Genomic DNA, 23,521 nt, shown 5'->3' on the forward strand with positions numbered 1-23,521 from the left:
GCGTTCCCATACCGAACACGACCGTTAAGCCCTCCAGCGCCGATGGTACTTGGACCGCAGGGTCCTGGGAGAGTAGGACGTCGCCAAGCGGGTATGTTCAATACCTAGTTGTTGCGTTTTTGACGCAGCGGCGAATTTGCACCTTGAAAACTGGATAACGAAAGTAAAAAGAAGATGAAAATCTTCTGCTGAACATCCTTTAGCTGGATTAACAGATGGCTGCAGCAATGCAGTTCGTCGAAAATACTAGGTTAAGCTAGTAAGAGCGCACGGAGGATGCCTAGGCACCAGGAGCCGAAGAAGGACGTGGCGAACAACGATACCGCCTCGGGGAGCCGTAAGCAGGCTTTGATCCGGGGATTTCCGAATGGGGAAACCCAGCTGGAGTAATGTCCAGTTACTCTCAACTGAATACATAGGTTGGGTAGAGGCATACCGGGGGAACTGAAACATCTAAGTACCCCGAGGAAGAGAAAACAAAAGTGATTCCGTCAGTAGCGGCGAGCGAACGCGGATTAGCCCAAACCAAGGAGCTTGCTCCTTGGGGTTGTAGGACATCTCACATGGAGTTACAAAGGAATGGATTAGGCGAAGAGGTCTGGAAAGGCCCGCCATAGCAGGTAAAAGCCCTGTAACCAAAAGTCCATTCTCTCCGAGGTGTATCCTGAGTACGGCGGGACACGTGAAACCCCGTCGGAATCCGGCAGGACCATCTGCCAAGGCTAAATACTCCCTGGTGACCGATAGTGAAGCAGTACCGTGAGGGAAAGGTGAAAAGCACCGCGGGAGCGGAGTGAAAAAGAACCTGAAACCGTGCGCTTACAAGAAGTCAGAGCCCGATCAATGGGTGATGGCGTGCCTTTTGTAGAATGAACCGGCGAGTTACGATTACGTGCAAGGTTAAGGTGGAAAGCCGGAGCCGCAGCGAAAGCGAGTCTGAATAGGGCGTCTTGAGTACGTGGTCGTAGACCCGAAACCGTGTGATCTACCCCTGTCCAGGGTGAAGGTGCGGTAACACGCACTGGAGGCCCGAACCCACGCACGTTGAAAAGTGCGGGGATGAGGTGGGGGTAGCGGAGAAATTCCAATCGAACTCGGAGATAGCTGGTTCTCCCCGAAATAGCTTTAGGGCTAGCCTCGGTTATGAGTGTCGTGGAGGTAGAGCACTGATTGGGTGCGGGGCCCGCCAAGGGTTACCAAGTCTAGTCAAACTCCGAATGCCATTGACATGCTTACCGGGAGTCAGACAGTGAGTGCTAAGATCCATTGTCAAGAGGGAAACAGCCCAGATCATCAGCTAAGGTCCCCAAGTGTGTGTTAAGTGGGAAAGGATGTGGAGTTGCACAGACAACCAGGATGTTGGCTTAGAAGCAGCCACCATTTAAAGAGTGCGTAATAGCTCACTGGTCGAGTGACTCTGCGCCGAAAATGTAACGGGGCTAAACACACCACCGAAGCTATGACATTGCAGCTTGCTGCATTGGGTAGGGGAGCGTTGTATATAGGTTGAAGTTGGACCGTGAGGACTGGTGGACTGTATACAAGTGAGAATGCCGGTATGAGTAACGAAAAGACAAGTGAGAATCTTGTCCGCCGAAAGCCTAAGGGTTCCTGAGGAAGGCTCGTCCACTCAGGGTAAGTCGGGACCTAACGCGAGGCCGAAAGGCGTAGTGGAAGGACAACAGGTTGAAATTCCTGTACCACCGTAAGCCGTTATGAGCAATGGGGTGACACAGAAGGGCAGTGACGCGGACTGATGGAATAGTCCGTCCAAGCAGTGAGGCTAGTCGGTAGGCAAATCCGCCGACTATTAGGCTGGGCTGTGATGGGGAGCGAAAATTGCAGTAGCGAAGGTCATGTACTCCGGCTGTCAAGAAAAGCCTCTAGCCAGGTGATGGTGCCCGTACCGCAAACCGACACAGGTAGGCGAGCAGAGCATGCTAAGGCGCGCGGAAGAACTCTCGTTAAGGAACTCGGCAAAATGACCCCGTAACTTCGGGAGAAGGGGTGCCTCGGTAGGGTGAATAGCCCGAGGGGGCCGCAGTGAAAAGGCCCAATCGACTGTTTAGCAAAAACACAGGTCTGTGCGAAGCCGTAAGGCGAAGTATACGGGCTGACGCCTGCCCGGTGCTGGAAGGTTAAGGGGAGCGGTTAGGGGCAACCCGAAGCTGTGAACCGAAGCCCCAGTAAACGGCGGCCGTAACTATAACGGTCCTAAGGTAGCGAAATTCCTTGTCAGGTAAATTCTGACCCGCACGAATGGCGTAACGAATTGGGCGCTGTCTCAACGAGAGATCCGGTGAAATTTTAATACCTGTGAAGATGCAGGTTACCCGCGACAAGACGGAAAGACCCCATGGAGCTTTACTGCAGCTTGATATTGGACTTTGGTACGATCTGTACAGGATAGGTGGGAGCCTAGGAAGCCGGAGCGCCAGCTTCGGTGGAGGCGCCGTTGGGATACCACCCTGATCGTATCGGAGTTCTAACCTGGTACCGTGAATCCGGTACGGGGACCGTGTCAGGCGGGCAGTTTGACTGGGGCGGTCGCCTCCTAAAATGTAACGGAGGCGCCCAAAGGTTCCCTCAGAATGGTTGGAAATCATTCGAAGAGTGCAAAGGCATAAGGGAGCTTGACTGCGAGACCTACAAGTCGAGCAGGGACGAAAGTCGGGCTTAGTGATCCGGTGGTACCGAATGGAAGGGCCATCGCTCAACGGATAAAAGCTACCCTGGGGATAACAGGCTTATCTCCCCCAAGAGTCCACATCGACGGGGAGGTTTGGCACCTCGATGTCGGCTCATCGCATCCTGGGGCTGAAGTAGGTCCCAAGGGTTGGGCTGTTCGCCCATTAAAGCGGTACGCGAGCTGGGTTCAGAACGTCGTGAGACAGTTCGGTCCCTATCTGTCGCGGGCGTAGGAAATTTGAGAGGAGCTGTCCTTAGTACGAGAGGACCGGGATGGACGTACCGCTGGTGTACCAGTTGTTCCGCCAGGAGCACCGCTGGGTAGCCAAGTACGGACGGGATAAGCGCTGAAAGCATCTAAGCGTGAAGCCCCCCTCAAGATGAGATTTCCCAGTATGTAAGACCCCTTGAAGACGACGAGGTTGATAGGTTCGGGGTGGAAGCACAGCAATGTGTGGAGCTGACGAATACTAATCGGTCGAGGGCTTATCCTAATCGCTTACTTGGTCATACAACCGGTAAGCAAGCTAAAGATTCAGCACACTTTCGTATCCAGTTTTCAGCGTGCAATCCACGCTACGTTTGGTGGCGATGGCGGAGGGGAACCACGCGTTCCCATACCGAACACGACCGTTAAGCCCTCCAGCGCCGATGGTACTTGGACCGCAGGGTCCTGGGAGAGTAGGACGTCGCCAAGCACAAAACGACCTGCCGCAGATTAATGCGGCAGGTTTTTTGTGCGTTCAGGGACGGTTGGATGGAGGCTGTGCCTATCCAACCGTCCCTGGGCGACGTTCCTCTCCCTATAGCTGGGAGAGTGTCCGAACCCTCTGATCGATGCAACTCGACGATGCTGGCCCGGCTTTAGAGGTAGGTTCAGACGCCGACCGGGGATGCGATTGCTTCGAAGCTAATTCACTCCCGGTGCGGAATGGTCATCGCCAAGCAGAAGTTGTCGCTCACGCCGACAACCTGCCAACTAAACACACTAACTTCTGCGACTACGTCGGCGACACCGACATACTGCCTCCAAAAACCTATGATTACTCGAAAATAAGTCGGCGACACCGACATACTTTCTTCTAGATGCATCATTTCCTGCAAATAAGTCTGCGACACCGACCTACAGAGCTCCAAACACACCATTTCTCTTAAATAAGTCGGCGAGACCGGCCTATGGAGCTTCAACCGCACCATGTCCCGCTAATAAGTCGGTGAGACCGACCTACTGAACTCCAAAAGCACCATTTCTCTTAAATAAGTCGGCGACAGCGACTTACTGAGCTCCAAACACACCATTTCTCTTAAATAAGTCGGTGAGACCGACCTACTGAGCTCCAAACGCACCATGTCCCGCTAATAAGTCGGTGAGACCGACCTACTGAACTCCAAAAGCACCATTTCTCTTAAATAAGTCGGCGACAGCGACTTACTGAGCTCCAAACACACCATTTCTCTTAAATAAGTCGGTGAGACCGACCTACTGAGCTCCAAACCCACCATTTCTCTTAAAAAAGTCGGTGAGACCGATTTACTGAGCTCCAAACGCATCATTTCCTGCAAATAAGTCGGTGAGACCGATTTACTGAGCTCCAAACGCATCATTTCCTGCAAATAAGTCGGCGAGACCGGCCTATGGAGCTTCAACCGCACCATTTCTCGCAAATAAGTCGGCCACACCGGCATACTGAACTCCTACCGCACCATTTTCTGCAAATAAGTCGGCGAGACCGACATACTGTCCTCATAAACGTACTCTTCCTATTTCTGGATTTAAGTATATACTTAGATCTGTGTTCCAAACGATACGAAGGAGTAAAGTTACAATGATGGGAAGAACGGGCCTGCTGTTTATTTGTGTATTGTCGCTGTTAATGACTTCATTTTCTCAATTTGATGTGTTCCAATTATTCAATAATAGGGATTGTAGCTTGTCTCGAATCATGATGATGCATATCCAAATTCAAGAGCCCGGCGATCCTATTCAAGCGGAGCATCCGGAGAAATCATTCCGTATGAGTAAAGCTGAATTCAATCGGATACCTTTTGTATGCCCGGATGAAAGTGTAATGATTCTCGCAGATGTACCGGATGGCACGAAGGTGACGTTAGAGGAGTATATGATGACCCGGAAAGGCCGGTTGATTGATAAAGCACAAGCACCTCATACAATAGACATCACATTCCGGGGAGGAAGCGCCGAATTAATATTTAGAAGATACGAATTGCCTGCCGATCCCGAGAAAAGCCAGTTTGATCCCATTGACGTAATGGTCGGCTACAAATGGGTGGACGAGTCGGCTTCGCAGGAATTTGCTTTTGCGGTAAGGAGCAAGGCTTGGTATTTCAAACTTCCCCCTAATGAACGAGCTCAAAGCCCATGCATGCCTCAAGAGCCCAATTGCGATACGGACTTCGGCATGTTACATTAGCGAGTAGTTGAACTTTACATAGATGGAGGGACTGGGATGGAACAGGAAGTACGGATTGAACGACTCGGTTCGGATCGATTTGAAGAGAGCATGGAGCTGTCGCAATTTGCGTTTCAATATGTACGCTCGGAGCAAGAGCTGGAAGCAGCGAGGGAAAGAGTGGACAACCAGCCCTCGGACCGTTGGGCCGTTTACGTTGACGATGCCATTGCCGCGCAGGCAACGGTGCTGGAGCTGCATACCTATATAGCAGGCAAGCCATTCGCGATGGGAGGACTCGCAGGTGTCGCGACTTGGCCGGAGTATCGTCGGCAGGGCTTCGTCGGCAAGCTTCTGCTGCATTCGCTGGAAGCGATGAAGGAGAAGGGGCAGACGATCTCCTTTCTGCATCCGTTTGAATTCGGCTTCTACCGGAAGTTCGGCTGGGAGACGTACACGGAATACAAAACATACACACTGCTGCCGAACCAGTTGCCGCCACGTCTCGTAAGTCCGGGACGGGTGGAACGCGTGAACGGCAACGAGCTTCTTTACGAGGTGTATGAGGCCTACGCTGCCCGATACAACGGCTCGCTCAAGCGAGACGAGAAGTGGTGGAAGCACCGGATCAACGTTCAGAATCCAACGAAAAGGGTTATCTATCGAGATGGAGACGACATCGTCCAAGGGTATCTCATCTATTCGGTCGCGAACAAGGAGCTGAAGATCAAAGAGCTGATCTGCTTAAACGACGAAGCGAGGGACGCGCTATGGAGTTTTATTGCTCAGCATGACTCCATGATCGACAAAGTGACGCTGCAAGCGCCGGTCGACGACCAATTGATCGATCTGCTGCCCGATCCGAGGATCAAACAGGAGGTTATGCCATATTTTATGGCGCGGATCGTGGATCTGAAGGGGTTCGTCGAACAGTATCCGTTCATGCCGGGCGAGGAGTCGCTACGGGTGACGCTGGAGATCACGGACAAGCAGGTTTCTTGGAACGAAGGGACCTTCGAGCTTATCATCGACGAGACAGGGCAAGCGACAATTAACGATGCGACAAGAGGCGAAGCAGAGGGAATGAATGATGAACAATCAGAAAAAGACCTGATCAGAATCGGAATCGGAGCTTTTGCGATGCTGCTGTTAAGTTACCGCACCGGGGCGGAATTGTCGGGTTCCAAGCGCATACATGGATCGGCAGATGCAATAAATCGCTTACAAGCCAGAATACCCGAACGAACAACGTATCTTCCGGATTATTTCTGAAGATTGAGAACTTTCCGTATTCGGAAGATGAGTGGAATAGTGGGATTTATCGCCTCCTGACGAGCCTTGACAGCCCCTACCCCCTCTGCTAATATTGCAATAATATATTTGAGAGGCACTGAAAATAAGGGAGGAAATTACTCGTGTGGGAAACGAAATTCGCTAAAGAAGGGCTTACGTTCGACGACGTATTGCTTGTTCCGCGCAAATCAGAGGTACTGCCTAGAGAAGTCAACATCTCCGCTCGGTTAAGCGCAGGCATCAAGCTTAACATCCCGCTCATCAGCGCAGGCATGGATACCGTTACGGAAGCTGCTTTGGCGATTGCGATCGCTCGTGAAGGCGGAATCGGTATTATTCATAAGAATATGTCCGTAGCACAGCAAGCGGAAGAGGTAGATCGCGTTAAGCGCTCGGAGAGCGGCGTTATCACGAATCCGTTCTCTCTGACTCCCGATCATCATGTGTACGATGCGGAGGAGCTTATGGGCAAATACCGGATCTCCGGCGTACCGATCGTCGATGCAGACAAGAAGCTTGTCGGCATTTTGACGAACCGGGATCTGCGCTTTGTTCATGATTTTTCCATCAAGATCAGCGATGTGATGACCCGCGAGAACCTTGTGACAGCGCCAGTCGGAACAACACTGCAAGAAGCGGAAGGCATTCTGCAGAAGCATAAGATCGAGAAGCTTCCTCTCGTGGACGAGGAGAACACGCTAAAGGGTCTTATTACGATTAAGGATATCGAGAAGGCGATCCAGTTCCCTAACGCGGCAAAAGATTCGCATGGCAGATTGCTGTGCGGCGCAGCCGTCGGTATCTCCAAGGACACGATGGATCGCGCAGAAGCGCTTGTGAACGCGGGCATCGACGTTCTCGTAGTCGACTCGGCTCACGGCCATCATATTAATATTCTTGAAGCGGTACGCAAGCTGCGGGCTCAATACCCGGATCTGACGATCATTGCAGGTAACGTGGCTACCGGCGAAGCGACTCGCGACCTGATCGAAGCCGGCGCATCCGTAGTCAAGGTTGGCATCGGGCCGGGCTCCATCTGTACGACTCGCGTCATCGCGGGTATTGGCGTACCTCAAATTACGGCGATCTATGATTGCGCGACAGTGGCTCGCGAATACAACGTGCCGATTATCGCGGACGGCGGCATCAAGTACTCCGGCGATATTACGAAGGCTATCGCAGCCGGCGCCAGCGCCATCATGATCGGCAGCCTGTTTGCAGGCACGGCCGAAAGCCCGGGCGAGACGGAGATCTTCCAGGGCCGCAGCTTCAAGGTATACCGCGGCATGGGCTCCCTTGGCGCCATGAAGGAAGGCAGCAAGGACCGTTATTTCCAAGAGAACGAGAACAAGCTTGTTCCGGAAGGCATCGAAGGCCGCGTGCCTTACAAGGGACCGCTTGCCGATACGGTTCACCAGCTGCTCGGCGGACTTCGTTCCGGCATGGGCTATTGCGGAACATCTTCACTGGAAGAACTGAAGAACGATACGCAGTTCGTTCGCATTACAGGCTCCGGTCTTCGCGAGAGCCATCCACATGACGTTCAGATCACGAAGGAAGCGCCTAACTACTCCCTGTAAGGGGCGGTTATCGTCGTTCTACGATGTTAGGACGGTCAGCGCATCAACGTATTTATAACTGTTACGAACACCCGTCGAACGGGATTCTAACCAGGCAGCTTGGCCATTATGGCTGAGTTGTCTGGTTTATTTTTGTAATGGCGGTTTAGATGAAGGATTCCTCATTCTGCGGGCTGTAACAGAGGTTTAATTATGACGCTCTCCTATGTTACAATTATGAGCGGATAAACCAATGGGGAAATGGGGATACGAGTGTGAAAGTAATGGGAAGGCCGATTCGGTTGTTGTCTGTCGTCGCTGCTTGCCTTGCAATATGGATCACGGCGTTGTCGCTTGGCGCGTCCACGACGCTTGCCGTCGGGTTCGACAATAGGCCAAGCACGGAAAATTCACTTGGACTTCAAGTTAAGTCCGCTATTCTAATCGAAGCGGAGTCGGGCCAGGTGTTATACGAGGTCAATCCGGATCAACCTTTGCCGATTGCGAGTATGACTAAGCTCATGACGGAGTATATTGTGCTCGAGGAGATCTCTTCGGGTCGCCTGTCCTGGGATCAACCGGTTACGGTAAGTCCTGAGGCTGCCGATACTCATCCATCCGAATCACAAATTTATTTGGCCGCGGGCGATCAGCATACCGTAAAGGAATTATATCTGGCTATGGCCGTCGGTTCGGCCAATGATGCCACGAAGGCATTAGCTACGGTGATTGCGGGCAGTCTGCAAGCTTTCATAGCGAAGATGGAAGAGACAGCGGACAAGCTGGGCTTGGATAGCGCCGTCTTCACTAGCGTGACGGGCTTCGAGGATACGACGGTGATGTCGGCTAGCGATGTCGGCAAGCTGGCGCGCATTATTTTGCTCGAGCATCCGGAGTTTCTGGAATTTTCCAGCATGCAGAGCTACAAGTTCCGTGAGCGCGATAAGGATCCGATGATCAATATTAACTATATGCTGGGATCCAACGTCAATGTGCCAAGCTTCAAGAGTCTGGCGTACGAAGGCGTGGACGGCATGAAGACAGGCTTCATTAATGCGGCGGGTTATAACTTCACAGGCACGGTAAAGCGCGGCGATATGCGCTATATCAGCGTTGTTATGGATACAAGCACGAAGAACACGCGGTTCTATGAGACGGCGAAGCTGTACAATTACGCTTTTGCCACTTTTGAAAAGAAGACGGTGCTTCCTCCCAAGTCGGTGGTAGAAACGATCGAAACGGTCAAGATTAAGAAGGGCGTGCAGAAGTCGATCCCTGTCGTGACGGAGAAGGACATTACGTTTATGGTGCAGAAGGGCGTAGAGCCCGAGATTGCCATGACGAAGTCGGAGCTGACGCCGGAGAGCGAGCTGGTGGCGCCAATCGCCGCCGGGACTAAGGTCGGAACGGTGACGTACACGTACAAGGATAAGCTGACGGGCAACGACCTGAATTATACGGTTAATCTGATTACCGCGGAAGAGGCCGAGAAGGCGGGCTGGTTTAAGCTGTTCTTCCGTGCAATCGGCGAGTTTTTCGCGAATTTGTTCAACAGCATTCTGGATCTGTTCTAATGAACGAGGCTTTTCACTTTGACAAGGCTTAATCCGACCCGCTGGCAAGGAATAAAAGCTTGTCGATTGATCGGCATTCCTGTAAAATAAATGGTTAGTACGCTTCGGCATCATACATCCGGCAAGGATGACAAATAGGAGGAAGAAAACTGATGGAAACAGGCACTTCGCGCGTTAAGCGCGGTATGGCAGAGATGCAAAAAGGCGGCGTTATCATGGACGTCATGAACGCCGAGCAAGCTAAGGTCGCGGAAGCGGCCGGCGCTACGGCAGTCATGGCGCTTGAGCGCGTACCTTCGGATATTCGCGCGGCCGGCGGCGTAGCCCGTATGGCTGACCCGACCATTGTAGAAGAGGTTATGAAAGTTGTTTCTATTCCGGTCATGGCGAAGGCGCGGATCGGTCACATCGTAGAAGCAAGAGTACTGGAATCGATGGGCGTAGACTACATCGACGAGAGCGAAGTACTGACTCCTGCCGACGAAGTGTTCCACATCAGCAAAAACGAATTCACGATTCCGTTCGTTTGCGGAGCGAAGGACCTCGGCGAGGCGCTTCGCCGTATTCAGGAAGGCGCGGCTATGCTACGTACGAAGGGTGAGCCGGGAACAGGCAATATCGTAGAAGCTGTTCGCCATCTTCGTCTGATCAACGGTCAAATCCGCAAAGTACAAGCCCTGTCGAAAGACGAGCTGTACCACGAGGCGAAAGTGCTGGGCGTTCCTTACGAGCTTCTGCTCGGCGTACACGAGAGCGGCAAGTTGCCGGTCGTTAACTTCGCAGCAGGCGGCGTAGCGACGCCATCCGACGCGGCTCTGATGATGGAGCTGGGCGCTGACGGCGTATTCGTAGGCTCCGGTATCTTTAAGTCCGACAGCCCCGAGAAGTTCGCCCGCGCGATCGTCGAGGCAACGACCCACTATCAAGACTACAAGCTGATCGCGGAAGTGTCCAAGAATCTGGGCACGCCGATGAAAGGCATTGAGATCTCCAAGCTGGATGCTGCATCCCGTATGCAGGATCGCGGAATTTAATACTGTAACCGGCCAAGCCATCAGGCTTGGCTGGTTCTATAAAAGTGCGTGTTCAAAAAGGGGATTTTTTGAACAACCTCTAAAAGGAAGGCGAAGAAAGTGATGAAAATCGGCGTACTAGCGCTGCAGGGAGCTGTAGCGGAACATATACGCAGTCTGAAGGCGGCTGGCGCGGAAGCGGTGGCCGTCAAGCGCGCCCAGGAGTTGGACGAGTTGCAGGGCCTCGTCATTCCGGGCGGCGAAAGCACGACGATCGGCAAGCTGATGCGGAAGTATGGTTTCATGGATGCGATCCGCTCCTTCTCTGCGCAAGGCAAGCCCGTATTCGGCACTTGCGCGGGACTCATCGTACTGGCGGATGCCATTGAAGGACAAGAAGAAGCCCATCTCAGACTGATGGATATGACGGTAGCGCGCAATGCGTTCGGCCGTCAGCGCGAGAGCTTCGAGACGGATCTTCCCGTTAAGGGAATCGACGAGACGGTACGCGCCGTCTTCATTCGCGCCCCGCTCATCAAATCGGTCGGACCGGAGGTCGACGTGCTGTCGACGTACAACGGCGAGATCGTAACAGCAAGACAAGGCACGCTGTTGGCGGCCTCGTACCACCCCGAGCTGACGGACGACTACCGTCTGCACGCTTACTTCGTCGATATGGTGAAGGAAGCGGCGGCAGCCGGCTCCAGAGCTTAATCCTAAGTAAGACTTATGCAGCTAGACCCGACTGATAAACGAGACTACTCCTTATGAGGGGAGCAACACAACGTGTTAGATGTTAAAATATTGCGTTCCGACCTGGCCAAGGTGGAACAAGCTTTAAAAAATAGAGGGGCATCGCTTGAGCTCGTGGCCGGCTTTACCGAGCTGGACGTGAAGCGCCGCGAGATGATCGGGGAGACGGAGCAGCTGAAGAACCGACGGAATGTCGTCTCCGCGGAGGTTGCCAAACTGAAGAAGTCGGGCGGCGACGCGGAGGCGCTCATCCTGGAGATGCGCGAGGTAGGCGACCGGATCAAGGCGATCGACGAGGAGCTTCGCGAGATGGACAGCGCGGTCGAGGAGATCCTGCTGAACATTCCGAACATCCCGCACGAAAGCGTGCCGGTAGGCGCTTCGGAAGAAGAGAACGTGGAAGTGCGCCGCATTGGCGAGCTGCCGTCCTTCGGTTTCGAGCCCAAAGCCCATTACGATATCGCCGCCGATCTCGGCATTCTGGACTTTGAGCGCGCGGGCAAGGTAACAGGCTCAAGGTTCACGTTCTACCGCGGACTTGGTGCACGTCTGGAGCGCGCACTGATTAGCTTTATGATGGATCTGCACAGCGACCAGCACGGCTACGAGGAAGTGCTGCCTCCTTATATCGTAAACCGAGACAGCCTGATCGGAACGGGTCAGCTGCCGAAGTTCGAGGAGGACCTGTTCAAGATCAAGGATACGGAATATTACCTGATCCCGACGGCCGAAGTGCCGGTCACGAACATTCACCGCGACGAGATTCTGGACATCCAGGATCTGCCGAAGAATTTCGTGGCGTTCAGCGCATGCTTCCGCTCCGAGGCAGGCGCGGCGGGACGCGATACGCGCGGTCTGATCCGCCAGCATCAATTCAACAAGGTGGAGCTCGTGAAGCTGGTGAAACCCGAAGATTCCTACGACGAGCTTGAGAAGCTCACGAGCGAAGCCGAGAAGGTGCTGCAGCTGTTAGGACTGCCTTACCGCGTGCTGACGCTGTGCTCGGGCGATATGGGCTTTACATCGGCGAAGACTTACGATCTAGAAGTATGGATTCCTAGCGCGAACACATACCGTGAAATTTCCTCATGCTCGAACTTCGAGGACTTCCAGGCGCGCCGCGCGGCGATTCGGTTCCGCAGAGAACCTAAGAGCAAGCCGGAATTCGTGCATACGCTCAACGGCTCCGGCCTGGCGGTAGGACGCACGGTAGCGGCGTTGCTGGAGAATTATCAGCAGGCTGACGGTTCGGTGGCCATTCCTGAAGTGCTTCGTCCTTATATGGGCGGCGTAGCGGTTATTTCGAACGGTTAAGCAAGAAGGCGAGGCCATTCCCCTATTTGGCGGCCTCGGCGGTGAGGGCAGCGTTTATGAAGCTGCTGTCTTGCCGCCGTGGCCACCACTTCACGGGGATAGAATGCCATGGATGTATGACTGGGGCAAAATAGAAGTTGATTATGGATTTTGTCCTGTGGTACAATAGCTTTTGTTACGCTTATACGTGGAGAGGTACCGAAGCGGTCATAACGGGGCGGTCTTGAAAACCGTTAGGGCGCAAGCCCACATGGGTTCGAATCCCATCCTCTCCGCCAGTATGAAAAACAAATTACCAACCGATTCCTGTTCAACAGGGATCGGTTTTTTTCATACTGGCGGGATGGGATTCGAACGGGCCGTTAAGCGAAGATGCCAAAAGGCATGTTCGTAGGCCCAGGCGTGATAGTCGCGTTGCCATGACCGTTTATACGGTCATGGTGCGACGGAGCGAATCCCATCCTCTCCGCCAGTATGAAAAACGTCAACCGATTCCTGTTCAACAGGAATCGGTTTTTTTCATACTGGCGAGATGGGATTCGAACGGGCCGTTAAGCGAAGATGCCAAAAGGCATGTTCGTAAGCCCAGGCGTGATAGTCGCGTTGCCATGACCGGATTATACGGTCATGGCGCGACGGAGCGAATCCCATCCTCTCCGCCAGTATGAAAAATGTCAACCGATTCCTGTTCAACAGGAATCGGTTTTTTTCATACTGGCGAGATGGGATTCGAACGGACCGTTAAGCGAAGATGCCAAAAGGCACGTTCGTAGGCTCAGGCGTGATAGTCGCATTAGCATGACTGTCCATACGGTCATGGTGCGACGGAGCGAATCCCATCCTCTCCGCCAGTATGAAAAACAAATTACCAACCGATTCCTGTTCAACAGGATCGCTTTTTTTCATACTGGCGAGATGGGATTCGAACGGGCCGTTAAGCGAAGATGCCAAAAGGCATGTTCGTAGGCCCAGGCGTGATAGTCGCATTACCATGACCGTTTATCAGCTGTAGGCGTTAAAAACGTCGATGGACCGGAAAGTAACTCTGATTAACGCCCATAAGCGTTAATAACGCTTATGGCTCTCTAAAGTTAAAGCTTTGCAACCACAATGCTAGCAAAGCCAGTTGAACAAATGGTGGAGAAAAAAGGTGGAAAGGGAGCGTGTTTGGCGGCAGATCGCATATTTGAGCTTGCCGATCACCCGTCAGGGTGATCTTGTCCTTTTTCGGCGATCACCCATCAAGATAAGGCAAGACGCTCCGAACCCCTGTTAGGGTGGAACGCAGCGTCTTGCTTTGTTGTTCGGTCATTCCGGCGTGATGGGCGAAAAAGCGGCTGCGGCACATGGATTACTCGGTTTGCATATTTACAGGCCACCGGTTTTATTAGAGAATCTTGAGAGGAGCGTAGTTTTAACGGACATCAAAGTGCAGTCAAGAGACGGGGGCATACATGAAAATCTCAGCCAAAAGAACAAAGCTCTACTATAGTTTTGTGTTATCGCATATTGTCATCTTGCTTATACCGGTCTTTGTCATGTCGGCCATTAATTATTATCATACGAAGACTTTAAGGGAAGAAATAGATACCTCCAATTACTTCAATCTGAGGCAAGCGAAGGATATGATGGATTTGCAGCTCGAAGAGCTGAACAATATCGCCGCCCGGATCTCGATGGACCCCAAGCTTAAGAAGTTTTTCCTGACGCAGGATGCCTATTCGATTGCCGAAGGGGTTACGGAGTTGCGCAAGCATAAGACGAATAGCGTCATTGTGGAGGAGTTGTATCTTTATTTTAAAGGAGAAGACAAGCTGTATTCCTCGCAGGGGGTCAGCTCCTTCCGCACCGTTGCTGGTCGCAACTACGGACTGAATCCGGAAGAAGCGGCGCAGCTCAAAGCGCAGATGGAAGGGGATTTTGCGCCGTTGACCATGACGATCGGCAAGGTGGAGGGGATGAACGGCAATCAGTGGGTTGCGGTATTATATCCAGTTCCGCCTCAAAATGACAGCGCTTACGGAAATGTCCTGTTCCTGATTAAAAGCTCGGTGCTGACGCGGCAATTGGAGAACATTTTAGGTAGCTCCGAAGGGTATGTGTACATTACCGACGACAAAGATCAGGTGCTGGCATCGCAGAATAGCGGCGGATTCCGGATTCTGGAAAGCGATCAGCTGCGACAGGCGGAGCCCGGACGGCATATGTACGAAATCGAATATGAAGGCAATTCCTACTCCATAATCCGGGTTGTATCCGAGCGGATGGGGTGGGCGTATACGCTGGTGTTGCCGACCAAACAATATTTGGTCAGAGTATCCGAATTTCGGTTTCTGATGGTTGTAGCGCTTATTGTCATTGTGCTGACCGGTCTGGCCATTGCATTATATTTGGGGCTGCGCAATTATCGGCCGATTCGGGAGTTGTCGGAATACGCAAAAATATTTGCGGGCAAAGGGTCATGGGGCAAAGGCCAATCCAATGAAATCGGCCATATTAAGGAAACCATCGATGCGGTTGTCCAGAATAACCGACAATTGGAGCAGCAAATGCATGAGCAAAGGAATATGTTGCAGGAGCAGGTTGTTTATAGTCTGCTGACCGGACGTTATCATGACACGCAACAAACGAACGAACCGATTTGGGAGCAAATGTTGGCGGGAGACCGCTACTGTGTGTTTTACCTGACGGTGTCGGAGACGGACCGGGCGAAAAAAGGCCAGGCGATTGAACTGCTGGCGGAGGTGGATCTGACCGGCGGCCTGAAGGGCTACGGGATCGCTTTGACCCATGACCATGCGATCGGCATTATTGTATGCGCTCAGTCACGGGTGGCCGCCACGACGAACACGCAGAAGACGGCTGCTGCTTGTATTTTGCAGCTGCTGCACCAATCCTTGTCGCTGGAGGCCAGCATCAGTATCGGGCAATGGTGCCATGATACGGCGCAGATCAACCGTTCCTTCGTTGAGGCTGCTGTCGCCTCGGAATACCGGATAATCGCAGGGACGGGCAGCATTATCTTTTATGAGAATACCGTAAAAATTCAGAGCAAAAAATACGGCTACCCGCTGAAGGAGCTCGATATTTATATACAGAGCTTGAAACAGGGCAACGACAAGATTGCCTTGGAAACGTTAAGGTCGATTTTTCTATATATGCAGCAGAACACGGTGTCGATTACGATGCTCAGAAGTTTGTGCTTCGATATTATAAACTCCTTCTACAAAGCAGCGCTGGAAGCCGAGGTCGAAACGGATGTGTCAAGCCTGCTGGAATTTAGCGACATTCGGCAATTGGAAACAGAGCTGCTGCTGCGGACGCAGGAGGTATGCGAAGCGATCCGCGTCCGAATGGATACATGGGAAGATCGGCTGGTCCAGACTGCGCTCCAGTATATGAAGGAACAATACCATTCGCCCGATATGAGTCTGGAGCAAGCTGCCGAGCATGTCCATCTTTCCGCCTCTTATTTCGGCAGGTTGTTCAAGGAGCATGCGGGAGATACGTTTACGGAAGTTTTAGGCAAATTACGGCTGGATGCCATCAAGAAGGAATTGGTGCAAACGAACAAAAGCATTAATGCGATTATCGAGGACGCCGGTTATTTAAACGCCTCCAGTTTTATCCGCAAGTTCAAACAGCTTGAAGGGATTACGCCGGGCGAATACCGCAAGCGCAATGCGTTTAAACCGGAGACTCTCCAATCGGATTGATATGAATTTGGACACACAGAAGCCGTTCCCCCGCGGCTTCTGTGTTTTTGCGTGAAATGCATATGCCCGGCGTCGTCGGCATATTTACTTTGTTTCGCCCGCGTCGGTATACTTGCGGTGAAAAGGGGGTGAGACGGAATGATTAAAGCCATACAGAAATATTGGCAACTGTATTTGTTTATAATTCCGACGGTAATCTATTTTCTCGTATTTCATTATTATCCGATGTATGGCGTGCAGATCGCTTTCAAAAATTATGTTGCTACCAAGGGCATATGGGGGAGCGAATGGGTATTTTTCGAGCAGTTCCAGCGGTTCTTCCGCAGCTTTCACTTCTGGACCTTGCTCAAAAATACGCTGGAGATCAACGTATACCAGCTTGTGCTGTTTCCGGTATCGATTATTGTAGCGTTATCCTTTAACGAACTGAGGTCGATTCGTTACAAACGATTTGTGCAAACGGTTACGTATGCGCCGCATTTTATCTCTACCGTTGTAATGTCCGGCATGATCATCACATTTTTGAACCCTTCTACCGGCATCGTAAACAATTTGCTGAACCAGTTGGGCATGGAACCGATTCGTTTCCTGATGGAACCGAGCTGGTTCAAATCGATTTTTGTCCTGACCGGCGAGTGGCAGAACTTGGGCTGGGGCGCGATTATTTATTTGGCGGCATTGTCCGGTATCGATCCACATCAACATGAAGCCGCGGAGATCGACGGCGCCAGCAGACTGCAACGGATATGGCATATCAATTTGCCGGCGATTGCTCCCACCATTATTATTTTGTTCATTCTTAATATGGGCAATTTTATGACGATAGGCTTCGAGAAAATTTATTTGCTGCAAAACGAGTTAAACCTGCCGTCCTCCGATGTCATTCAGACCTATGTCTATCGCGTGGGCCTGTTGCAGGCGCAATACAGCTTTTCTGCCGCTGTAGGTTTATTTAACTCCATCATTAACTTCGTGTTGCTGCTGACCTTTAACTATGTCGCCAGGAAAACGACGGAAACGAGTCTTTGGTAAAGGAGGGCGATCCATGATATCTGAAACGGCACAGGATAAACTATTTCTGCTGGGCAATCGGATTTTCATATTGTTGTTAGTTGTCGTTGTGCTGTATCCGTTGGTCTACATCGTAAGCGCTTCAATAAGCAATCCGCAGCTTGTCAACTCCGGGCAAGTTGTGCTGCTGCCGAAGGAAATTACGTTTGAGGGATATCAGCGCGTTTTTCAAAACCGCGATATTTGGGTGGGCTACAGAAATACGGTGTTTTATACGGTAGCAGGTACATTTATTAACCTGTTGCTGACGCTGCCGTGCGCGTATGCGCTCTCGAGAAAAGGAGTGCCCGCCAAAAATGTGGCCATGGCGTTGTTTGTGTTTACGATGTTTTTCAACGGGGGATTGATTCCCACCTATTTGCTGGTACGCGACCTGAACATTTTGAACACGGTCTGGGCGATTCTGCTGCCGAACGCCGTGGCGGTATGGAATCTTATCGTATCGCGCACCTTCTTCCAGATGAATTTCCCATCCGAACTGGAGGAAGCGTCCCAGATCGACGGGGCATCCCACTTCGTTATCTTCTTCAAAGTGGCGCTGCCATTGTCGATGCCGCTTGTTGCTGTCATGGGGCTGTTCTATGCGGTGGGACATTGGAATCAATATTTTAATGCGATGATCTATTTGTCAGACCGCAATCTGTTTCCGTTGCAGGTGTTTCTGAGGGAAATTCTGGTGTTGCAAGAGATGATGACGCAGATGATGATGGACGGCGTGGACGAGAAAACATTGGCGGAGCAAGCGAGGGTGGCGGATATTATTAAATATGCGGTGATGGTAGTGTCCGCGTTGCCGCTGCTTCTAGTCTATCCCTTCGTCCAACGTTTTTTTGTCAAAGGCATTCTGATCGGTTCGCTTAAGGGCTGAATGTCAGTGAAAATGGTATAACATAAAAAGAGGAGGGCGATTGCAATGAAAAAGCTGCTGTTAATGACGATTGCCGGAACGATGATACTGGCGGGCTGTGCCCAGAATACGCCTGACGGAACAGGTTCGACGGGAGGCAGTACGGATGGATCCGGAAGCGCCGCCAATCAACCGCAGGAAAATTTCCAACAAACCGGTTACCCGATCGTAGACGAGCCGATCACCTTAAAGATGATGGGGCCGAAAGCGGCTATCCATGCGGAATGGAAAGACATGAACTTCTTTAAATATATGGAAGAAAAAACGAATATTCATTTTGAATTCGATACGCCTCCGGCAAGCGGTTATGCCGATAAAAAAAATCTAGTATTTGCAAGCATGGAGCTGCCTGATGTATTTTTTTCTGCAGGATTGACGGCGCTGGAGGAAGTGAACTATGGCAGCCAGGGCATTCTGGTGCCACTGGAGGATTTGATTGACCGGTATGCCCCGAATTTGAAAGCGATTATGGATGAACGTCCGGAGATTCGCAAAAGCATAACGACGCCGGACGGCCATATCTATGCGTTGCCGATGATTTTCGACGCGCCGCGCGCGCAAGTCAACCCGATGCTGTGGATAAACGGCAAATGGTTAGATAAGCTGAATGTGGCTACCCTGCCGAAGACAACCGATGAACTGGTCGATTTGCTGGTCCGCTTTAAGAATGAGGATCCAAACGACAACGGCAAGGCTGACGAAATTCCGGTTTCCGCCACCGATCTGATGACTCTCCGTCATAATTTCCTGCCGGCATTCGGCCTGGTAGAGGAGCAAGGTTTTTATGTGGAGGATGACAAGGTCAGCTATGCCTTGATGGAGGATGGATTCCGGGAGTATTTGCGCTTTATGAACCGACTCTACACGGAGAAGCTGCTCGATCAGGAAGTGATGACGCATACCGCTCAGGAGTTTAATGCCAAAGGCGCCGAGGTTGGCTACGGAATGTTTCCATACGCATTGCCATCGATTCCGCTTGGTCAGACAAACGTAGAGGAAATAATTAATAATCGGGTTCTGCCGCCCCTCACCAGTCCGTTTAACGACACGCCGCTGGCGAAGAAAAACAACACCATTACAAGGGGCACCTTTGCCATTACGAACATAAACAAACATCCGGAAGCGACGATGCGTTGGGTCGACTATTTGTATTCGGAGGAAGGCGCATATACGATATTTCAGGGAGTCGAAGGCGAGAACTGGGAGTGGGTTGACGCGGAGAAAACGCGTTGGGTATTCCTCGGCTCCGAGCAGGAGAGAGGACAAGCCACACCTGATCCGGGTACCGCTCCGCCACAGCATAGGAGAGAAGATATTATTCTGAAGAAAAATGCGGAGGATGAGCGTTACTTCGACCGTCAGCCGCAATTGCTGGAGCCCTACTTGAAAAGTCCTTTCCCGACCGTATACTTTACGCCGGAGGAGCAGACGCGGGTAAGCGCGTTGCAAACGGACATCGAAACGTATTACAAGCAGATGGAAGCCCAATTTATCGTAGGCAGAGCGTCGTTCGACAAATGGGATGAATATGTCTCCACCTTGAAACGGATGGGTATTGAAGACCTGATAGAGCTATATCAAGCGGCCTATGACCGTTGGAATCAATAAAAACAACATCCAATTGAAATAGGAAGAAGGTTGGTTACATATGACTCAATCCATATCAAAGCCGAACGTGATTTGGGTTTTTGGCGACCAACACAGGGCACAGGCATTAAGCTGCAATGGCGACCCCAATGTGCATACGCCGAATATTGACGCGCTTGCAGGTACGGGCGTCAACTTTACCAGGGCAGTATCGGGCTACCCGTTATGCTGCCCAACACGCGGATCGCTTTTGACAAGCATCTATCCTCATGCCTGTGTCCCTGCACATCAGGCGCAATTGCCGCCGGAGCAGCCGACCATTGCCAATGTATTTAATGATGCGGGGTACAAGACGGCGTATTTTGGCAAATGGCATCTGGACGGATTCGATGAGCGCGATGGGCGCGCCTCCCATCACATAGTACCCCCGTCGCGGCGCGGCGGGTTCCAGCATTGGATCGGCTATGAGAACAATAATAGCCAATACGATTGTTGGGTGCATGGAGGCGAAGGCGACTCCGCTTTTCAGTACAGATTGCCAGGCTTCGAGACCGATGAGATGACGAACCTGTTTATCGACTATATTAGGGAGCGGGGCAAAGAGGAAGAAGCGGGCAATGGCACTCCATTTTTTGCTGTCTTGTCGGTACAGCCGCCGCATAATCCTTATTATGCGCCTGAGGGTACGATGCGAAATCACTCCTATGCCAATGTGAAGCTGCGTCCCAATGTACCATCGATTCCGCGTATCGAGCATTCCGCGCGATCCACATTGCCCGGCTACTACGCGATGATCGAAAATTTGGACTGGAATGTGGGCAGGGTGCGCCAGGCATTGTTCGATGCGGGGCTTGCTTTCAACACGCATATTGTCTTTTTCAGCGATCATGGGGATATGCACGGCTCGCACGGCTGCGAGGGCAAAGTAGTTCCGTATGAGGAATCCATTCGCGTTCCGTTTATTATTAGCGGCGAACAGCCGCATTATGAAGGGCGGCGCAATGGGAATGTCACAGCTCCTGTTAATCATGTCGATATTGCGCCCACTACATTGGGGTTATGCGGCATCGAGAAGCCGGACTGGATGCAGGGGACCGATTATTCCCATTATCGGTTGGGTTGGCGCACTCCTTCCGCAGAGCCGGATTCCGCTTTTCTGCAATGTCTGGATGCCAGGGAATCGGCCGCGGAACCGTGGCGGGGCGTGACGACCCGGGACGGATGGAAATACGTCTGTGCGGAGGGACATGCTATCATGCTGTATAACTTGAACGAAGACCCGTATGAGCAAGTCAATCTCGTTTTTCAGGCCCAATACCGTAACAAAAGACGAGAATTAAACGAACGTCTCGCCGCCTGGATTCGAGAGACGGGGGACAGTTTTGCATTGCCGGATTAATGCGTGCATATCTGAAGTTTGCTCCAACCGTCTCAGCCTTTGCGGCTGGACGGTTTTTTTGTATGGCGACGGCGGATAAAAGGGGATGTTCCTTCGCATCTTAACGAGTGTGGAGGTGTTAGATCACAATGGCCAAATCAGACCAGCTTCGCATTGATCCGCAGCAGCTGGCGGACGCTTGGAGCCGCACGCTTCCGGAGACGATGAATGCTTCCGATCGCTGCGAGGTGCATAGGGACGAGTCGGACGCGACGGCATTGCGCGTAACGATTCATTCGGCAGGGCATGCGATGTACGAATTCGATTTCAAGGTGACGTATGTGGATAGTCGCGAGGTGCTTGTCGAGTTAATCGACGTGGAGAAGGACAACGTGTCGATCGACGAGAGACCGGATGCGATTCAGCAATTGATCCATGATTATAAGCGGCATATTCACGAGTGCGCTCAAGCATTGCAGTCATTAACACATGCATAGGAGTGATGGGGTATGTCCAAAGCAAAGGGCTCGGCGGACAAAAATTTGTCTAACGTCGTAGAGGCTCTGGAAGCAGAGCCGGTAAACAGCCATCATGCGCAGCAACTGCAGCAGGATAAAAACGATCGGCGGCATCAAGATTCGCTGAACTTCGATCAGCCGTCAGACTTGAGTCATCCGCGAAGCTAGGAGCTGTTCCAAGCAAGCGGCATTCCAACCTTGCAGGAGGTCAGACCATGTCCAAGCCGGATTCCTATCCTAACCCGGATAGCGTGCCTCATAACCAGAAGAATCGGAAAGACCATAACGAGAGCCTGCAGGCTCCTCTTTCGGGCTCCAAAAAGACGAAGCAGCGCAACCACGTTAGCCATAATAACCCGCAGGGGTAATGCTGCGAGCAGGTTGCGAAACGCTCGAAGAAACGATTGATGAAACGCATGAAGAAACGTTCGAAGGAACGCTTGAAAGAGACATATGCCCGGTTTGGCCATGAATGCCGAATCGGGTTTTTCTTGCGTCATGCGACCATTGACCCAGTGTCTTGGGAACGAATTAAGACCTGTTTGCTTCTAAAGCTTCCAATTTTCGTATAGAATGGAGGTGCTGTGAAAAAAATAGACGGAGGGGAACCATGAAGCTAGTACAACGAATGGGATTTACTGCACTTCTAATTCTTACATTGATCGTGGCAGGCTGCTCGAACAGTGCGCCGCCGAAAGCGGCCATGCAGGCAGCAATGGCCAAAACGACGGAGGCGGATGCCTTCAAGATGTCGATGAACATCCAGCTTGACGAGCTGGAGCTGCCATCGATTCCTGAAGCGGAGGCCAGCGGCCTGCCTGTTGCCAGCCTGACGGGCATGTTCCAGGACGCGACGATTAAGGTAGATGCCACCTACGCGAAAGAGCCCATGCGCATAGATATGAATATGGAATTCGTGCTGCCGGGCATGATGGAGATGAAGCTCGCGATTCCGATGATTATGACCAAAGAAATGCTGTACGTGAAGCCGCCGGAGATTCCGATGCTTCCACTGCCCGAGGAAACCAAAGGCAAGTATGTGGCCATCGACTTGAAGGAGCTGGCTGAGCAGCAGGGTACGGAATTAAACATGGATCCTGCCGCCCAGCAGAAGCTGATTCAGGATCTGTCCAAGACGCTGCTGGACAGCTTCGATGAGAAGACTTACTTTAGCGAAGTAAAAGCGGCGGATGCCGGCTTGCCGGAAGGCGTGAAGGCGGATCAAGTCGTGAAGTTCGCGATTACAGAAGAGAACTATCCTCAAACGGTAGAGACGATCGTGAACGACGTGCTGCCGAAGGTGCTTGATATTCTGCTAGCCAACGAAGGCGCGCTGGAGGCACTGCAAGTGCAGAAGTCCGACCTGGAGCAGGCCAAGGCGGATTGGGAGACGAACAAGACGGAGCTGCTTAACCTTCTCCAGAACGATCTGAAGGTGAATACGCTGGAGATGACAGGCGCGATCAAGGATGATTACATGGTGTATCAGAGCGGCAAGATCAGCATGGAAGTGAACGATGCGGAGAGCGGTCAGAAGGCGAAGTTCGGCGTTTCGTTCAACGGTCAATATTCGGACATCGGCAAGAAGCCGGAATTCGAGGCACTGCCGACCGATACGGTGACGCTTGAGCAACTGATGGGTTTATTCGGAGCTCCGGCTGGCCTGTAAGACGAGAAGCAATCAATTGAAATTCATCGTGTAGAGTTGAAAAAAGTCGTTTCCTCGTGAAACGGCTTTT

General features: G+C 51.9%; 16 protein-coding genes, 1 tRNA gene and 3 rRNA genes (1 of these 20 cut by a window edge). All 20 read left to right on the forward strand.

Annotated elements, in window-relative coordinates; translation table 11 throughout:
* Positions 1-89: ribosomal RNA gene (rrf, locus tag H7F31_RS04380) — 5S ribosomal RNA — on the forward strand (it extends 28 nt beyond the left edge of the window).
* A gap of 160 nt (positions 90-249) precedes the next feature.
* Positions 250-3,182: ribosomal RNA gene (locus tag H7F31_RS04385) — 23S ribosomal RNA — on the forward strand.
* A gap of 87 nt (positions 3,183-3,269) precedes the next feature.
* Positions 3,270-3,386: ribosomal RNA gene (gene rrf, locus H7F31_RS04390) — 5S ribosomal RNA — on the forward strand.
* A 1,128-nt stretch (positions 3,387-4,514) separates the two neighbouring features.
* A complete protein-coding gene (locus H7F31_RS04395; protein ID WP_187103187.1) occupies positions 4,515-5,120 on the forward strand; it encodes a hypothetical protein in 606 nt (201 codons plus the stop codon).
* A gap of 36 nt (positions 5,121-5,156) precedes the next feature.
* Positions 5,157-6,371, forward strand: a complete 1,215-nt coding sequence (gene eis, locus H7F31_RS04400; protein WP_187103188.1) for a GNAT family N-acetyltransferase — start codon at positions 5,157-5,159, stop codon at positions 6,369-6,371.
* Between the two features lie 143 nt (positions 6,372-6,514).
* Positions 6,515-7,972: an IMP dehydrogenase gene (gene guaB, locus H7F31_RS04405; RefSeq protein ID WP_187103189.1), complete on the forward strand. Its 1,458-nt coding sequence runs from the start codon at positions 6,515-6,517 to the stop codon at positions 7,970-7,972.
* Between the two features lie 263 nt (positions 7,973-8,235).
* Entirely contained in the window at positions 8,236-9,525 is a 1,290-nt protein-coding gene (locus tag H7F31_RS04410; protein WP_261800474.1) for a D-alanyl-D-alanine carboxypeptidase family protein, read from the forward strand.
* Positions 9,526-9,674: 149 nt separating this feature from the next.
* On the forward strand, positions 9,675-10,559 hold the full coding sequence (gene pdxS / locus H7F31_RS04415) for a pyridoxal 5'-phosphate synthase lyase subunit PdxS (protein WP_218781650.1): 885 nt from the start codon (positions 9,675-9,677) through the stop codon (positions 10,557-10,559).
* A gap of 102 nt (positions 10,560-10,661) precedes the next feature.
* Complete coding sequence (pdxT, locus tag H7F31_RS04420) at positions 10,662-11,252, forward strand: pyridoxal 5'-phosphate synthase glutaminase subunit PdxT (protein ID WP_187105205.1); 591 nt, start codon at positions 10,662-10,664, stop codon at positions 11,250-11,252.
* Between the two features lie 72 nt (positions 11,253-11,324).
* Complete coding sequence (serS, locus tag H7F31_RS04425; protein ID WP_187103191.1) at positions 11,325-12,605, forward strand: serine--tRNA ligase; 1,281 nt, start codon at positions 11,325-11,327, stop codon at positions 12,603-12,605.
* 189 nt (positions 12,606-12,794) lie between these two features.
* Positions 12,795-12,883, forward strand: a tRNA-Ser gene (locus tag H7F31_RS04430).
* A gap of 1,176 nt (positions 12,884-14,059) precedes the next feature.
* Positions 14,060-16,321 (forward strand): AraC family transcriptional regulator, encoded by a 2,262-nt coding sequence (locus tag H7F31_RS04435; protein WP_187103192.1) that lies wholly within the window; start codon positions 14,060-14,062, stop codon positions 16,319-16,321.
* Between the two features lie 138 nt (positions 16,322-16,459).
* Positions 16,460-17,353, forward strand: a complete 894-nt coding sequence (locus H7F31_RS04440) for an ABC transporter permease (RefSeq protein ID WP_187103193.1) — start codon at positions 16,460-16,462, stop codon at positions 17,351-17,353.
* A 13-nt stretch (positions 17,354-17,366) separates the two neighbouring features.
* Positions 17,367-18,260 (forward strand): carbohydrate ABC transporter permease, encoded by an 894-nt coding sequence (locus H7F31_RS04445; RefSeq protein ID WP_187103194.1) that lies wholly within the window; start codon positions 17,367-17,369, stop codon positions 18,258-18,260.
* 45 nt (positions 18,261-18,305) lie between these two features.
* Positions 18,306-19,907, forward strand: a complete 1,602-nt coding sequence (locus tag H7F31_RS04450) for an extracellular solute-binding protein (RefSeq protein ID WP_187103195.1) — start codon at positions 18,306-18,308, stop codon at positions 19,905-19,907.
* 40 nt (positions 19,908-19,947) lie between these two features.
* Complete coding sequence (locus H7F31_RS04455) at positions 19,948-21,285, forward strand: sulfatase family protein (RefSeq protein ID WP_187103196.1); 1,338 nt, start codon at positions 19,948-19,950, stop codon at positions 21,283-21,285.
* A gap of 128 nt (positions 21,286-21,413) precedes the next feature.
* Positions 21,414-21,761, forward strand: coding sequence for a hypothetical protein (locus tag H7F31_RS04460; protein WP_108991716.1), 348 nt, complete (start codon positions 21,414-21,416; stop codon positions 21,759-21,761).
* Between the two features lie 12 nt (positions 21,762-21,773).
* Entirely contained in the window at positions 21,774-21,950 is a 177-nt protein-coding gene (locus H7F31_RS04465) for a hypothetical protein (RefSeq protein ID WP_187103197.1), read from the forward strand.
* A 47-nt stretch (positions 21,951-21,997) separates the two neighbouring features.
* On the forward strand, positions 21,998-22,150 hold the full coding sequence (locus tag H7F31_RS04470) for a small acid-soluble spore protein P (protein ID WP_108991715.1): 153 nt from the start codon (positions 21,998-22,000) through the stop codon (positions 22,148-22,150).
* 242 nt (positions 22,151-22,392) lie between these two features.
* Positions 22,393-23,451 carry a hypothetical protein gene (locus tag H7F31_RS04475; protein WP_187103198.1) on the forward strand — a complete coding sequence of 353 codons (1,059 nt, stop codon included), beginning with the start codon at positions 22,393-22,395 and terminating at the stop codon, positions 23,449-23,451.
* The last annotated feature ends 70 nt before the right edge of the window (positions 23,452-23,521 follow it).

Source organism: Paenibacillus sp. PAMC21692 (assembly GCF_014303795.1).
In the GTDB taxonomy this organism is placed as follows: Bacteria; Bacillota; Bacilli; order Paenibacillales; family Paenibacillaceae; genus Pristimantibacillus; species Pristimantibacillus agaridevorans.

Bases quoted from the DNA above. Each gene is read 5' to 3' on its own strand.
- H7F31_RS04440 (WP_187103193.1), top strand. From the start codon at position 16,460: ATGATTAAAGCCATACAGAAATATTGGCAACTGTATTTGTTTATAATT.
- H7F31_RS04410 (WP_261800474.1), top strand. From the start codon at position 8,236: ATGGGAAGGCCGATTCGGTTGTTGTCTGTCGTCGCTGCTTGCCTTGCA.
- pdxT (WP_187105205.1), top strand. From the start codon at position 10,662: ATGAAAATCGGCGTACTAGCGCTGCAGGGAGCTGTAGCGGAACATATA.
- H7F31_RS04395 (WP_187103187.1), top strand. From the start codon at position 4,515: ATGATGGGAAGAACGGGCCTGCTGTTTATTTGTGTATTGTCGCTGTTA.
- H7F31_RS04460 (WP_108991716.1), top strand. From the start codon at position 21,414: ATGGCCAAATCAGACCAGCTTCGCATTGATCCGCAGCAGCTGGCGGAC.
- H7F31_RS04470 (WP_108991715.1), top strand. From the start codon at position 21,998: ATGTCCAAGCCGGATTCCTATCCTAACCCGGATAGCGTGCCTCATAAC.
- H7F31_RS04435 (WP_187103192.1), top strand. From the start codon at position 14,060: ATGAAAATCTCAGCCAAAAGAACAAAGCTCTACTATAGTTTTGTGTTA.
- H7F31_RS04475 (WP_187103198.1), top strand. From the start codon at position 22,393: ATGAAGCTAGTACAACGAATGGGATTTACTGCACTTCTAATTCTTACA.
- eis (WP_187103188.1), top strand. From the start codon at position 5,157: ATGGAACAGGAAGTACGGATTGAACGACTCGGTTCGGATCGATTTGAA.
- H7F31_RS04450 (WP_187103195.1), top strand. From the start codon at position 18,306: ATGAAAAAGCTGCTGTTAATGACGATTGCCGGAACGATGATACTGGCG.
- H7F31_RS04465 (WP_187103197.1), top strand. From the start codon at position 21,774: ATGTCCAAAGCAAAGGGCTCGGCGGACAAAAATTTGTCTAACGTCGTA.
- H7F31_RS04455 (WP_187103196.1), top strand. From the start codon at position 19,948: ATGACTCAATCCATATCAAAGCCGAACGTGATTTGGGTTTTTGGCGAC.
- H7F31_RS04445 (WP_187103194.1), top strand. From the start codon at position 17,367: ATGATATCTGAAACGGCACAGGATAAACTATTTCTGCTGGGCAATCGG.